The 14,089-nt window shown below is 45.1% G+C and carries 11 protein-coding genes; 2 read left to right on the top strand and 9 right to left on the bottom strand.

From position 1 onward, the window contains the following. Positions 1–1,167 carry a PepSY-associated TM helix domain-containing protein gene (locus AAFN85_RS04140; RefSeq protein ID WP_347525693.1) on the top strand — a complete coding sequence of 389 codons (1,167 nt, stop codon included), beginning with the start codon at positions 1–3 and terminating at the stop codon, positions 1,165–1,167. 108 nt (positions 1,168–1,275) lie between these two features. Here AAFN85_RS04140 and AAFN85_RS04135 read toward each other — a convergent pair whose 3' ends face one another. The 7 genes from AAFN85_RS04135 to AAFN85_RS04105 all read right to left on the bottom strand — a co-directional run bounded on the left by AAFN85_RS04135 (position 1,276) and on the right by AAFN85_RS04105 (position 8,859). Continuing rightward, entirely contained in the window at positions 1,276–2,298 is a 1,023-nt protein-coding gene (locus AAFN85_RS04135; RefSeq protein ID WP_347525692.1) for a ferredoxin--NADP reductase, read from the bottom strand. A gap of 3 nt (positions 2,299–2,301) precedes the next feature. Beyond that, positions 2,302–3,762 carry an amino acid permease gene (locus AAFN85_RS04130; RefSeq protein ID WP_347525691.1) on the bottom strand — a complete coding sequence of 487 codons (1,461 nt, stop codon included), beginning with the start codon at positions 3,760–3,762 and terminating at the stop codon, positions 2,302–2,304. 389 nt (positions 3,763–4,151) lie between these two features. Further along, the gene (locus AAFN85_RS04125) at positions 4,152–4,763 is read right to left on the bottom strand and encodes a superoxide dismutase (RefSeq protein WP_347525690.1); all 612 of its coding nucleotides are present in this window, start codon (positions 4,761–4,763) and stop codon (positions 4,152–4,154) included. A 186-nt stretch (positions 4,764–4,949) separates the two neighbouring features. Beyond that, entirely contained in the window at positions 4,950–5,423 is a 474-nt protein-coding gene (locus AAFN85_RS04120; RefSeq protein WP_347525689.1) for a nucleoside deaminase, read from the bottom strand. Beyond that, on the bottom strand, positions 5,424–5,759 hold the full coding sequence (locus tag AAFN85_RS04115; RefSeq protein WP_347525688.1) for a tRNA-binding protein: 336 nt from the start codon (positions 5,757–5,759) through the stop codon (positions 5,424–5,426). Positions 5,760–5,858: 99 nt separating this feature from the next. After that, positions 5,859–6,173 (bottom strand): hypothetical protein, encoded by a 315-nt coding sequence (locus tag AAFN85_RS04110; protein WP_347525687.1) that lies wholly within the window; start codon positions 6,171–6,173, stop codon positions 5,859–5,861. 82 nt (positions 6,174–6,255) lie between these two features. Further along, positions 6,256–8,859, bottom strand: a complete 2,604-nt coding sequence (locus tag AAFN85_RS04105) for a ligase-associated DNA damage response DEXH box helicase (protein WP_347525686.1) — start codon at positions 8,857–8,859, stop codon at positions 6,256–6,258. 87 nt (positions 8,860–8,946) lie between these two features. Here AAFN85_RS04105 and AAFN85_RS04100 point away from each other — a divergent pair, with 87 nt between their 5' ends. Next, complete coding sequence (locus AAFN85_RS04100) at positions 8,947–9,621, top strand: hypothetical protein (RefSeq protein ID WP_347525685.1); 675 nt, start codon at positions 8,947–8,949, stop codon at positions 9,619–9,621. 358 nt (positions 9,622–9,979) lie between these two features. Here the strand turns inward: AAFN85_RS04100 and AAFN85_RS04095 are convergent, their stop codons facing one another. Next, positions 9,980–12,844 (bottom strand): insulinase family protein, encoded by a 2,865-nt coding sequence (locus AAFN85_RS04095; protein ID WP_347525684.1) that lies wholly within the window; start codon positions 12,842–12,844, stop codon positions 9,980–9,982. Between the two features lie 89 nt (positions 12,845–12,933). Further along, a complete protein-coding gene (locus AAFN85_RS04090) occupies positions 12,934–14,052 on the bottom strand; it encodes a DUF5009 domain-containing protein (protein ID WP_347525683.1) in 1,119 nt (372 codons plus the stop codon). Between the last annotated feature and the right edge of the window lie 37 nt (positions 14,053–14,089).

Genomic DNA, 14,089 nt, shown 5'->3' with positions numbered 1-14,089 from the left:
ATGACGCCATTTAAGAAAACCCTATTATTTATACATCGCTGGCTCGGATTTATATCCGGGCTTGTGGTGTTTATAGTGAGTATTACCGGCTGTATCTATTGCTTTCAGGATGAGATCCAGGATGCGCTATATGATTATCGTCACGTAGAAGTTCAAAGCAAACCCTACATGGCTCCTTCCCTGCTTAAAGCAGAGGCTTTAAAAGGCCGAAAAGGTGCTACCGCGAGTTATATTTATTATTACGGCATTGACCGCCCGGCCGGTGTTTTAGTAAGCGTGCCCAAGCAAGGGCTGTTGTATGTTTACATGAACCCATACACAGGTAAGATCATCCACACCGAAAGCCCTACCAAAAACTTTTTCATTATTGTTGAATACATTCACCTATACCTGCTGTTGCCTGCAAAGGTTGGTCAGATGGTGGTTGGCGTATCGGTAATTGTTTTTATCGTGCTGATGATAACCGGCATTGTGTTGTGGTGGCCAAAACGCAAAAGCGACCGCAAACGCAGTTTCACTATCAAATGGGGCGGCCGCTGGCGCAGGGTAAATTATGATCTGCATAACGTATTGGGTTTTTATGCTACAAGCGTTGCCATAATTTTAGCAATTACCGGCCTATCCATCGCATATGATTGGGTGCGTGAAGGCATTTACACCACGGCCAACCTTGGCAAAGCACATCCGGAAGAAAAGGCTGTATTTAAATCCGATTCGTTATTAATTGGTAAGGTAGATACTACCCAGGTTATTAATAAAGCGCTCCTGGCTGCCAGAGCAGGTTCACCAAAAGCCGAAATGTACCTGATTTATGATGATGCCACTAAAGCCGGTGCCGTAGGAGTTACAGCTTACGCGCAAACCATGCATTATTATAAAAGCGATAGCTACTCGTTTGATAAATACAGCGGGAGGCTGTTAAACCGCACAGCTCATGAACAGCGCAGCGCCGGTGCTAAAATGAATTATATGAACTACGATATCCACGTAGGACAAATTTTAGGCTTGCCGGGTAAGATCATCGCTTTTTTGGCGAGTTTAATTTGCGCCAGCTTGCCAATAACCGGCTTTATTATCTGGCTGGGTAAGCGTAAAAAATCCAAATCGAAAAAGGTTAAAACTGTGGTGCATAGAAGGACGGTGAGGCAGCATTTACCGGCTAACTAAGTAGCTCCTACCCACATGTCATTGCGAGCGTAGCGTGGCAATCGCACGCAAGCAGGGCCGGCCCCGTATAGTATGCGATTGCTTCGTACCCCGCAATGACGTTTTTGGCTATAATCCGATAACCACTCCATCATCCACAGGATGGCCTGTACAAGTCAATACCCATCCCTGGGCAATATCCGCATCGGTCAACACATCATTCTTCGCCATTTCAACTTTTCCGGCAGTACATTTCATCATGCAGGTTGAGCAAACACCGCCGCGGCAACTGTAGGGCAGCGGGATGTTATTTTGAAGGGCAGCCTGAAGGATAGATTGATTTTCACCAACCACAATATCGTGTAACTCACCGAGGTATTGTATTTTGATACTGCGGGGAGGGAAACTGGTAAAAGCTGTAGTAACCGGAACCGTTTCAAGCACAAAATTTTCACGGCGGATTTTATCTTTTTCAATCCCCATATAAACCAAATCGAATCTGATCATGCGCATATAAGGGAACGGCCCGCATAAATAAAACTCTGCTTCGGCAACGCTAAAGCGGGTATGTTGCCTAACCAACTTTTCAACTTTATCCGTATTTAAACGGTTAGCCTCGCTGCTAAGCAGGTGGATGATGGTTAACCTTTCGGGATGCTCAGCAGCCAGGTTTTCCAGTTCATCTTTAAATAAAATGGAATTGGCGTTTTGGTTACTGTAGATGAGCACCAGCCTGCTTTTACCTTCGCGTGCTAACACATATTTCAATTGCGAAAATATCGGCGTGATCCCGCTTCCACCTGCAAATAAAAAAATATCTTTTTGCTGCTGATAATTATTGATGATGAACCGGCCTGCCGGAGTCAACGCGGTAAGAGTATCCCCCTCACTTATTTTGGTAAGCATAAAACGGGAGATCTCGCCATTGCTGATGCGTTTGATGGTGATAGCAAGGTACGGCTCAGCGGGCGATGAACTTAGCGAATATGACCGCCTGATCTCTTCCTGCCTATGATTAAATATCAGTGTAATGAATTGGCCTGCTTCATAAGGTATAACGCGACCATTAACCGCGCTTAAATAAAACGTAGCAACATCTGCCGATTCCCACTTTACGCGTTCAACTTTCAGTTTTAAAATAGCTTCCGTCATTAATTAGTAGCGCTGCTGCTTATCCGCGAGCATTTTGCGGATAACACTGTTCTTTTTGCCGTAAGTATAATAGATAACCAAACCAATTGCAAGCCAAATGATAAGGCGTAACCAGGTATCGCCAGGCAAAAAAGTCATCATGGCAAAGCAAGTTAAGATGCCCAGTATTGGCACTAACGGAACAAGCGGAGTTTTAAACGGGCGATGAATATTAGGTTGTTGCTTGCGTAAAATAAGTACCCCGGCACATACCATTACAAAGGCCAGCAGGGTACCAATGCTGGTCATCTCGCCAACTACCTTGATGGGAACAAACGCGGCGAAAATGGCGATAAAAGCGCAGAGTACAATATTAGATTTCCAGGGCGTGCGGAATTTAGGGTGCACTTCCGAAAACACTTTTGGTAGCAAACCATCTTTTGACATAGAGAAAAAAACCCTCGATTGGCCTAATAGGTCAACCAAAATAACCGATGTATAACCTATCAATATTGCCAATACAATGGCCTTGCTCAGCCATTGGTAACCTGTTTTCTCAATAGCTATGGCCACCGGTGCGCCCGAGCCTATAAACTCTTTATAGTTGGCCATGCCTGTCATCACATGGGCAAATACAATAAACAAAACAGTACAGATCAGCAAGGAACCGATAATACCGATAGGCATATTACGTTGCGGATTTTTAGCTTCCTGCGCTGCGGTTGATACAGCATCAAAACCGATAAATACGAAGAATACCAGTCCGGCACCCCTCAATATCCCCGACCAGCCATAATCGCCCCATACACCAGTATTCTGCGGAATGTAAGGGTGATAGTTTTGCGGATTGATAAACGACCAGCCTACCGCTATAAATACCAACACCACCCCTACCTTTAACGTTACTATAACAGCATTAACCCAGGCCGAGCCTTTAGTACCGCGGATGATAATACTGGTTACCAGAATCACGATCAAAGCGGCTGGCAGGTTGATCAATCCTCTCACTACATCACCATTTGCTGCCTTAGCAGTTTCAAAAGGCGAAATTGTAAGCTGAGGAGGCAGGTACAGATCAAACCAAGATAAGAATTTGGTTAGATACTGCGACCAGCTGATAGCCACAGTAGCGGCCCCAACTGCATATTCCAGGGCCAGATCCCACCCGATGATCCAGGCAAACAGCTCGCCCATGGTAGCGTATGAATAGGTGTACGCGCTACCCGCCACCGGTATCATAGCCGAAAACTCGGCATAACAAAGTGCCGCGAAAGCACAGCCTACCGCCGCAATTAAAAATGATATGGTAACCGCCGGGCCCGAATGTTGCCCCGCCGCTATACCGGTTAACGAAAACAAACCGGCACCTATAATAATGCCTATCCCGATGAGGATAAGGTTAACCGGCCCTAAGGAGCGTTTTAATGAGTGTTCCCCTTCGTCTTTTGATTCGGCGAGGAGGGTTTCGATGGGCTTTTTGATCATGATGTAAAAAAGTCCACAAAGTTAGTAGATTATAATAGCAATATGCTTTTGGTTTATAATTGAAGAGCAATTTCTTCATCACGTCATTGCGAGGCACGAAGCAATCGCCGATTAGCCGAGCAACTATGCAAATCCGCCCTGTAAAGGAAATTGCTTTGCGCCTGCCCATGACAAGTTTAAAATGGGTGTCATGCTGAGCCTGTCGAAGCATAGTGGGTAGGGCCTCTGCGCGCGACCCTTCGACAAGCTCAGGGTGACAGGCCATCCCGCCTAATGTCATAAACCCTTCAGAGGCTTCGGCTTTTACTTACTCTCAATGACATGGTGGATAACAAAAAAAGCGGCAGGACCATCAGATCCTGCCGCTTTCAATATCAGCTTAAATAAAATTAAGCGGTTGCTTTAGCGTAAAGCTCAGCAACGTGGTTCCAGTTAATTACGCTCCAGATAGCAGCTAAGTAATCCGGACGACGGTTTTGGTATTTCAGGTAGTAAGCATGCTCCCAAACGTCGATGCCCAAAATTGGGGTACCTTTTACTTCGGCGATGTCCATTAATGGATTGTCTTGGTTAGGAGTTGAAGTTACAGCCAGTTTTTTATCGGCAGTAACAATTAACCAGGCCCAGCCAGAGCCAAAACGAGTTGCACCTGCTTCAGATACTTTGGTTTTGAAATCGGCAAATGAACCGAAAGTGCTTTTAATAGCATCGGCCAAAGCGCCAGTAGGCTCGCCACCACCGTTTGGTGATAACAAAGTCCAGAATAAAGTATGGTTAAAGTGACCACCACCGTTGTTACGTACAGCAGCTGGGAATTTTGAGATATTTTTGATGATATCTTCAATGTTGCTATCAGCCTCAGGCTTACCTTCTAAAGCTTTGTTTAAGTTGGTAACATAAGCCTGGTGGTGTTTGCCGTGGTGAATTTCCATGGTCAGTTTATCAATGTGCGGTTCCAGAGCATCGGTAGCGTAGGATAACGCCGGTAGTGTAAATGCCATAATTTTAGTTATTAATTTTAAAGTTTAATGTTTGTTGTGACGTAACAAATATAAGGGTTGATAAATGGATTTGTTCTAAATAATTGTCATGTTTTTGATCAGGATTTTCAGAATTTAAGAATTAGCAGAATGCACATTGGCGAATAAAATCATTCTGTAAATTCTAAAATCCTGTAAATTCTGATCCTATTTCTTCCTCTTCCCCTTGAAAAAATCTTTCACCAACTGGCTGCATTCGGCCTCGCGGATGCCGCCGGTGATGATAGTTTTAGGATGGGTTATTTTTTGATTGATGCGGCCAAAGCCCAGTTTGTTATCAAAAGCGCCGAAAACTATTTTGCTTACCTGAAACCAGTATGATGCCCCGGCGCACATTACACAAGGCTCCATGGTTACATACAGCGTGCAGCCTTGCAAATACTTACCACCCATCAGGTTTGCCGCGGCGGTGAGGGCCTGCATTTCTGCGTGGGCCGATACATCATTCAGGCGTTCGGTAAGGTTATGGCCCTTGCCAATGATGCGGCCATTATAAACAACGATGGCGCCGATGGGGATCTCGTCTTCCTCTAAAGCGTAACGGGCTTCTTTTAGCGCTTCGCCCATAAAATATTCATCGGGCGATATGGCTGGCTCGTCCTCAAAACTGATGTATCTCATTTAAATAAGTTTGCTGCCGTTTGGCACAGGTTTTTCCACAGCGGTTAATACAATGTCGCCGTTCTCATCGGCAAAACCGGTAACCAGAAACTCCGACATAAAATTGGCTATCTGTTTTTTAGGAAAGTTGGTTACACCAACTATCTGCCTGCCAACCAACTGCTCTTTGGTATAATGCTTGGTGATCTGCGCGCTGGACCAGCGGATGCCGTACTCGCCAAAATCAACCCTTACTTTAAAAGCTGGTTTACGGGCTTCGGGAAAATCGATGGCCTCCAGGATGGTGCCTACCCTCAATTCTACTTTTTCAAAATCATGCCAGGTGATGGTTTCCATGGTGGCAAAGGTATAAAAAAGCATTATTACCGGAGTTGCAAACTCCGGGCATATTAGTCCGTAGACGGAGTCTACGGACAGCGGGGATTAAAAGGCGCTTTAATTATATTTTATAGCATCGGCCCGGATAGATGCATGATCACCACTGCCGGTAACCTGCAATATAATAATGCCATCAGCGCCAACTTTTTTCGCTTTTCCTGATAATGCCTCTTTAGCTTCAATTGAATCGCTTGTGTAGTCGGTAATTAAATGGCCAATTACCTTATACTCTTTCTTCACGTCTTTGGCATCGTAAAATACGTCGATTTTATCGGTAGCGGGATAAGTATCCCCCAAATAGTTTGTTGTAACGCACGATGTTATAACAAAACAAAGCGCTATAATTAAATGGTGCAGTTTTAGGTTTTTCATACTTGATCTGGATAGGTGTTTTGTTGTTTAGACTTAAACGTTACCGATAGGTTTAATAGGATCAGGTAACAAGTTTGTTAGCTCAAAACCCCTTCTTCCTCGTAATCCCAGGCTTCCTGCTTTTACGCTCAGCAGGTTCAGCCACACCTTCGGCACCATAGCTGCGTGCCATTTTGGCTATGCGTTCTTCCAACGTTTCGGTAGTGAGTTTTTCCCTGCCGAGGCTATCTACCATTATCGGGAATGCGAAAGGCGTTGGCCGTTCAATCACTTTTAAAATAATATTTTGTTTCTGGATGCGCTGCAAGGCGGCCCTCAACCTAAACTCTTCTAACTGAAAAGCCAGCGCCTCATTGTAAGCCTGGCGGATCAATAAATTATCCGGCTCATATTCACTAAAAACCTCAAACAATAAAGATGTCGATGCCTGTAAATGCCTGTTTTTAATCTGCTGACCGGGATAGCCTGTAAATACCAGCCCGCCAATGTGGGCTATATCCCTAAACCTTCGTCTTGCCATTTCATTGGCATTTAAGCTATGCTGGATATCATCTATCAGGTTATCTATCGAAAAAAAGCCCGCGTCTTCCAATGCTTCTTCAATAGGGATATCCTCGTCGGCGAGCAGCTCAAAACCATAATCGTTCATGGCGATAGAAAAGCTGGCTGTTTTAATTTTGCTAATGCGGTAGGCCAGCAACGATGCCATACCTTCATGTACCAACCTCCCTTCAAAAGGATAAAACAACAGGTGATGCCCTTCTTTGGATTTAAAAGATTCGATCAAAAACTCATGGCTTTGGGGTAAATGAGATAACTGTTGCTGCAAATCAAAAAGTGGCTTTAGTGCTTTAATTTCCACGTCCCGTTCAAGGCCATGGGCAACTTCATCCAATTTCAGCCTGAATACTGCTGCCAATTGCGATGATAAAGGCATCCGCCCGCCGTTCCAGCTTGGGATGATTCCTTTGGTTGAGTTTGATTTTTTAACAAAGGCCGTCATCTCTTTTACCCGTACAAACTCCAGGCTTCGCCCTGCAAACCAGAAGGTATTGCCGGGTTTTAGTTTGGATACAAATGATTCTTCAATAGTGCCTAAGCTACCTCCACTTAGCCACTTTACACGGATACTCAATTCGCTGGTGATAGTGCCGATACTTAAGCGGTGACGCATAGCTACCCGGCGGCTATTCACTTTATACAGGCCGTTTTCAACCTCTACTTTTAAAAACTCATCGTATTGAGCCAAGGTTTTGCCACCGCTGGTAATGAAATCAAGGAGTTGCCCAAATTCGTTTCGGCTCAGATCGGCAAAAGCGTATGTAGTTTTAATTTCTTTGAAAAGCTCTTCAGCCCGAAAACCATCTGATACAGCCAGCGTAACCATATACTGGATCAGCACATCCATGGTGAGCAACATCGGGTCACGGCTTTCAAATATTTTATCTTTAATGGCTTCTTTTAGGGCAGCACCCTCCAACAGCTCGAGCGAATGAGTAGGCACAAAATAGGCCAGCGATGTAGCCCCCGGGTGGTGCCCACTCCTACCTGCACGCTGCATAAAACGAGCAACTCCTTTTGGGCTGCCTACCTGTACCACTGTATCTACCGGGCGAAAATCCACCCCCAAATCCAAGCTCGATGTACAAACCACCAGTTTCAAAGCCTCAGCATGTAAAGCAGCTTCAACCCAGTTACGCAGTTCATTATCTAACGAGCCATGGTGCATAGCCATAATTCCCGCATACTCAGGATAATTATCTAAAATAGCGTGATACCAAATTTCGGACTGCGAACGGGTATTGGTAAATATCAGCGTGGTTTTACTTTTGGCCACTATCTCCATTACTTCGGGCAACAGCTTTAAACCGATATGCCCCGCCCACGAATAGTTTTCGATGTTTTTGGGAATGATAGAGCGGATATCCAACTTCTTCTCCAGGTTGGCCCTCACCATTTTTATTTGTTGCTGAGGGAAATCATTTCCTAACAAAACTTCGGCAGCTTGTTCGAGATTGCCGATGGTCGCTGATATACCCCAGATTTTAAGTCCGAAGTCGTGAGTATTAAGTTCTAAGTTTTTTGACTTTTGACTTAATACTTCGGACTTAGAACTTAAGACTTCCGGCTTAAGACTTAAGACTTTCAACTTAGACAATCCCAACTCTACCTGTACGCCACGTTTAGTCCCTAACAACTCATGCCATTCATCGATCACTACCACCTGTAACTGGCTAAATAACTTCGGATATTCTTTTTGGGCCAGCATCAGGTGCAGGCTTTCGGGGGTGGTGAGCAGTACTTCGGGTAACTTTTTTTTGAGGGCGGATTTTTCTGCAGCTGATGTATCGCCGGTTCGGGTCATGATTCGCCATGGCAGGCCTATCTCGTCGCAGGCTTCCTGCATGGCTTTGCGGATATCATTGGTTAGGGCGCGTAGTGGCGTTATCCAAAGCATCAGCAGGCCATTATTTTGTTGGGTTTTATAAGTATCGGGATGCTTGTTGATGAACCCGGCCAAAAAAGGAAGGAACAGCGCAAAGGTTTTTCCGCTACCGGTTGGCGCATTCAACAAGCCCGAATAGCCGCCCAGGTAAGCATCCATCATCTCTGCCTGAAAAGGGAATTGTTCCCACTTTTTTTCCGCGTACCATTGCTGTATAACCTGTTGGCCTTTGCTTGTCATTATCCTGTTAACAAATATTTTGCTGTTTGGTTATAGCCTGCAAAATAATCGAGCCAACAAAATAACTATTAAATTGGTTATGGTAATATGATGATCAGAAATAGCTTGATAATAGCCTCTATAGCCATCTGTTTGATGGCTTGCGGTAATAACAATAAAAAAGAAACTACCCTGGCCGATACCAACAAAATACCTAAGGATACCACTGGCCAGCATATTGACGATAAAAAGGACACAACCGTACACCATACCTTAGCTTCGGATACCAGTGAGGCCAATAATGTCACAGGAACCGACTGGCTTGTTACTCCCGGCAAGGGCATTGGGCATATTGTTTTAGATGGCGATGTGCGTGATGTGATGAAGCAATTGGGCAAGCCCGACAGTTCGGACGCGGCCATGGGCAGTTCGTTGATGGTTTGGTTTGCAGGGCATGGTCCATCGGGCAACCGAACAGCGGTTTTCGCACGCCACAATATGGGTGGTAAGGACGAATCGGTGAGCCACGTGCGTAAAGTTCTGGTGACATCGCCTAAATTTAAAACCAACGATGGCCTTGGTGTTGGTTCTGTAAAGACGGATATCGACAAAAACTATACTTTAAAAGCTACAAGTAACTACACCGGTAAAAAAGGCGAGGTGAAGGTTTACACGGATCTGGCCAAAGGGATCTCGTTCGAGATTGATGGCAGCGGCAAATGCGTTGGGGTGGTAGTGCATAAGGTTAATGATACGGCAGCGGCTTATTTGAATATGCATTAAAGCTCATCTTATAAATAATATCGTGTTGAACTCGTTTCAACATCCCACTCGCTAAGTAAGCTTGCTGAAAAGCTGTTTTAGATAACAGTTCGAAAAGAGCAACTATAACCAACACGTCATTGCGAGGTACGAAGCAATCCCCGACTGTACAGGGCGGATTTGCATAGCCACTCTGCCTCTTGGGAATTGCTTCGTACCTCGCAATGACGGCTTTTATACTCAAACGACTTATTAGCAATGGCAGTCTTTATGATGCGGCGCTGATCCGCTAACCAGCGGACAGCATAAGGGATTTTATAAAAAGATAAGGCCTATCCGGGTGGATAGGCCTTATCTTTTATATCTTATTTAGATACCCTTATTTCTTTTCCGGCATCAAGATCAATTTAATTAAATTTTTACCGCTCAGGTATTTGTTAGCGGCATCTTTAGTGCTTTGAGCGGTGATCTGTTCCAGGTTACTTACATGGCTCAATATCTGATCCGGGTTTTCGCCGTTTTGTGCCGATGAGGCCAGGTAACCGGCCCAAAAAGCGTTTTGCTTTAATTGCTGTTGGGTACTGCGGGCTTCTTCGGCTACAAATTTCTGGATATCAGCAGGCAAGGCCCCTGCTTGTTTGATCTTGCCTATTTCTTCGATAGTTGCAGCAATCATTTTATCTACGTTTTCGGGTGCGCAGCCAAACGAGATAGTGAAACTATAACGAGAGCTTGGAATTTTGTGGTAGCTGGCCCTTACGCTTGGTGCATATACGCCGCTTTCCTGCTCACGAAGGCGTTCAATCAATTTAATGTTCAATACCTCTTCAAGCGCGTCTATCTGGATATTGTTGGCTTCGCTAAAATCATAGTCGCCGCTAAAGATAATTTGCACGGTGCTTTTTTCACCTACGCCTTTGTTTACAGTTTTGGTGATCACACCCGGCGGCGGCTGTATATTGAGGTTTTTGTAAGTCTCTTTACTATTAGTTGATGGCAAAGCGCCTAAGTAATGTTCGATATATGGTTTAATAGCATCAACCGTAAAATTACCAACAAAGGTAAAAGTGAAGCCACTGGCATCGCCAAAGCGTTTTTTGTAGAAGCTATAGGCTTTATCAAGCGTTGCCGCGTTTAACCTCGGAACAGTGGTGACCATGCCGCGGAAGTTGTAATTACTTTGTACAGCCGATACCGTATCCTGATAAACGCTCCCCGGATCAAGGCCCCTGTTGGTAAGTACGGCACGGGTTTGCTCCATATTGGCATCCCAAATATCCTGATCTTTACGTGGCTGGGTAAAATACAGGTAAATAAGCTGCATTGCCGTTTCAAAATCAGCAGGTGATGTACTGCCCGAAACACCCTGGGTTGTTTCGCTGATGTAGGTTGAGATATTTACGTTTCTGCCTGCCAGCTTTTTATCCAACATACCCTGGTTAAACTGGGCAATACCACTGCCCATAATAATTGGCGCTGCAAGGTTGGCCGATGTAAAATCATCATCACTTGCTAATGATGTACCGCCAAAGGCATAGCCGTTTACCAATATCTGGTCGTTACGGTATTCGGTTGGTTTTAGTATAGCTTTAATGCCATTGGCTAAAGTAAGCGTGGTGGTACCTAAGTTTTCGTCGGTATCCTGTTTAACGGTTTTGCTTCCTTCCGGGATCTGTGCCAACAGCGGATCGGACGATACGTTATCTACATAAGCCGTAACATTTTGGCCACCGGTGGCTATCCAGTTAAGCAAAGTTTTCTCGTCGGGCAAAGATGCTTTATCCTTATCCGGCCCTTGTAAAATCACCACGCGGTTTTGATCGCTGATAAATTTACCGGCCATGGCGTTCATATCGGCCAGGCTTACTTTATAAATATTACTAATGTAATAGTTGTATTCAAAATCGATACCCGGGATAGCTTCGCCGGTTAAAAAATTGGCCTGGTATTCGCGCACAAAACGGGTCGATGGCGTTTTGTCCCTTTCACGGTAAGCATTGCCAATACCAACAAGGGCATCTTGCTTAGCACGCTCCAATTCGGTAAGGGTAAAGCCAAATTTACGGGCACGCTCCGATTCGGCGACTATCGCTTTAACAGCTTTTTCCAACTCACCAGGCTTGGCTACTACCAACGAGGTGTAAGCATCCTGATCGCCTATAAAATTACCATAAGTTGTGCGACCGTATAAAAACGGTGGATTAGGTTTTTGAAGTAACTCGTTCAATCGTGAACCCAGCATTTGGTTAAACAATTGTACCCGAATTTGCTGCATGTAATCGGCAGTATTCTTAGTAACTGTGCCTGGATGCCTTACAATGATCTGAGCCATCGTGTATGGATACTCCGGGTCGGTAACAATTTTTACCGCGGTGCCCGGCGTTGCAGGCACGCTATATTTTGCACGTGGTTTTTCGGCAGCCGGGTTTTTAAGGGTTGAGAAGTTTTGTTTGATGAGCGCCTCAACACGTTTCGGATCGAAATCGCCTACAGCAATAACAGCCTGCAAATCGGGGCGGTACCAATCCTGATAAAAAGCTTTAATGGTTTCGGGCTTGAAGTTTTTCAGGATCTCCTCCTTGCCAATAGGTAAACGAAGCGCATACCTCGAGTTATTAAGCAATATTGGCAAAGTTTGCTGCTGGATGCGCTCCTGTGCATTTTTACCGCGCAGGCGTTCCTCCTCTAAAACAACACCGCGCTCTTTATCAATTTCGGCAGGGTCGAAGCTTACATAGCCAGCCCAGTTGGCCAAAATGTTAAAACCTTTTTCAAAAACGGCTGCTGTATCTGTTGGCAAAGGCAACTGGTAAACGGTTTCGTTAAAAGCGGTGTATGCGTTTAAATCAGCGCCGAATTTTACGCCTGCTTTTTGAAGGTAATCAACCATTTGGTTTTTCGGAAAATCGCGTGTGCCGTTAAAGGCCATGTGCTCGGTAAAGTGGGCCAGGCCTTGCTGGTCGTCGTTCTCTAAAACAGAACCTACTTTGTTAACGAGGTAAAGCTCGGCACGGCTTTTAGGCTCGGCATTGGCACGGATATAATAGGTTAAACCATTGGGTAATTTACCAATGATCACATCTTTATCAACAGGTAAAACATCGCTTTTAGGTGCGATGCCCGCTGCGGTTCCGGGTTTATTTTTAGGCGATGGAACAGGTTTCTTTTTTATTTGCGCGAAAGCGCTGCCGCCCGAAAGGGTTAAGGCCAACATGGCCATCGGAACGTATTTGTTCAGGTTCATTATAAAGTTTAAATAGTCAGGGTACTAAGATGCGAAACGAAATTCTTAGTTACAAAGTATAGTTGTGGAAATTAATGTTTTGACAAGCTTTAAATTTTGATAAATACTTTTTTGATGTAGAAGATCCACATCACCAGCCATAAAATGGCCACCGTAAATATAGCACTTACTAACGATGCATTTACCGGTGAAAAATACGGAGCAAAAAACGTTTGATAAATGGAGTGACCACCTATTTTGATCATGCCCATATAATGCGGAATAAAGCCGGATAGTACATAGGCCGTGATAGCATTGGCACCAAATACCACAAATGGATAAGTAAAGCGCTTGTACCCATGCACATCGATAAGCCAATAACTGAGTGCCAGACCAATAGTTGCCAAGCCGCCGGTATAAAGCACAAATGAGCTTGTCCACAAGGCTTTGTTAATTGGGAAGAAAAGATCGCAGATCAATCCGGCTAAAACGGCCAATACACCATAGGTAAACATCCAGTTGGTTTTCACCTGACCATCACGATCTTTACGTTTAAGCCATGTGCCTACCCTGATGCCGAATAGCGCGGTTGCTATTGCGGGTATAGTTCCCAGCAAACCCTCCGGGTCCCAGGTGTGCGATTCGCGCCAAAGGTGATCCGGGGTAAATACCAGTCTATCTATCCAGGCACCCATGTTAGTTTCTGGTTCGAGGTTAGCGTATCCTACGCCGGGTACGTGAATGCAGGTCATGATAACGAAATAGCCTATCAGTGAACCCGCAAAGATCCAGTCGCGTGTTTTTTGCGATGTTTTGAGATAGAGTACGGTGGTGATAAAATATACCAGGGCTATGCGGGGCAATACGCCCGGCAAGCGTAAATGGGCCAGGCCACCATCAGGATGGAAGGCGTATTGTGTTGCCCAGGGGATAAGCAGCAGGATCACCATCCGTTTCAGCGCTTTCAATATCAGCTTGGTATGCGAAACCGTAGCCTTCTTGCTTTCCATCGAATAAATTACCGATACGCCTACCATGAACAGGAAAAACGGGAACACCAGGTCTGTCGGGGTGCAGCCGTTCCATTTGGAATGCTCCAAAGGGGCATAGATGTGGCCCCAATCGCCGGGATCATTCACGAGGATCATCATGGCAATGGTTGCTCCGCGAAATACATCGAGGGAGAGAAGGCGTTTGGGTTTATCGATGGTAGGTGTTGTTTCTGTCATGGTGCTTTATAATTCCCTCCCTCGGGAGGGGTGCGAT

The sequence above is a fragment of the Mucilaginibacter sp. CAU 1740 genome, assembly GCF_039839285.1.
In the GTDB taxonomy this organism is placed as follows: domain Bacteria; phylum Bacteroidota; class Bacteroidia; order Sphingobacteriales; family Sphingobacteriaceae; genus Mucilaginibacter.
The sequence above is the reverse complement of the archived record's forward strand: the minus strand, read 5'-3'. Positions and strand labels throughout refer to the sequence as shown.

Bases quoted from the DNA above. Each gene is read 5' to 3' on its own strand.
- AAFN85_RS04140 (WP_347525693.1), top strand. From the start codon at position 1: ATGACGCCATTTAAGAAAACCCTATTATTTATACATCGCTGGCTCGGA.
- AAFN85_RS04135 (WP_347525692.1), bottom strand. From the start codon at position 2,298: ATGACGGAAGCTATTTTAAAACTGAAAGTTGAACGCGTAAAGTGGGAA.
- AAFN85_RS04130 (WP_347525691.1), bottom strand. From the start codon at position 3,762: ATGATCAAAAAGCCCATCGAAACCCTCCTCGCCGAATCAAAAGACGAA.
- AAFN85_RS04125 (WP_347525690.1), bottom strand. From the start codon at position 4,763: ATGGCATTTACACTACCGGCGTTATCCTACGCTACCGATGCTCTGGAA.
- AAFN85_RS04120 (WP_347525689.1), bottom strand. From the start codon at position 5,423: ATGAGATACATCAGTTTTGAGGACGAGCCAGCCATATCGCCCGATGAA.
- AAFN85_RS04115 (WP_347525688.1), bottom strand. From the start codon at position 5,759: ATGGAAACCATCACCTGGCATGATTTTGAAAAAGTAGAATTGAGGGTA.
- AAFN85_RS04110 (WP_347525687.1), bottom strand. From the start codon at position 6,173: ATGAAAAACCTAAAACTGCACCATTTAATTATAGCGCTTTGTTTTGTT.
- AAFN85_RS04105 (WP_347525686.1), bottom strand. From the start codon at position 8,859: ATGACAAGCAAAGGCCAACAGGTTATACAGCAATGGTACGCGGAAAAA.
- AAFN85_RS04100 (WP_347525685.1), top strand. From the start codon at position 8,947: ATGATGATCAGAAATAGCTTGATAATAGCCTCTATAGCCATCTGTTTG.
- AAFN85_RS04095 (WP_347525684.1), bottom strand. From the start codon at position 12,844: ATGAACCTGAACAAATACGTTCCGATGGCCATGTTGGCCTTAACCCTT.
- AAFN85_RS04090 (WP_347525683.1), bottom strand. From the start codon at position 14,052: ATGACAGAAACAACACCTACCATCGATAAACCCAAACGCCTTCTCTCC.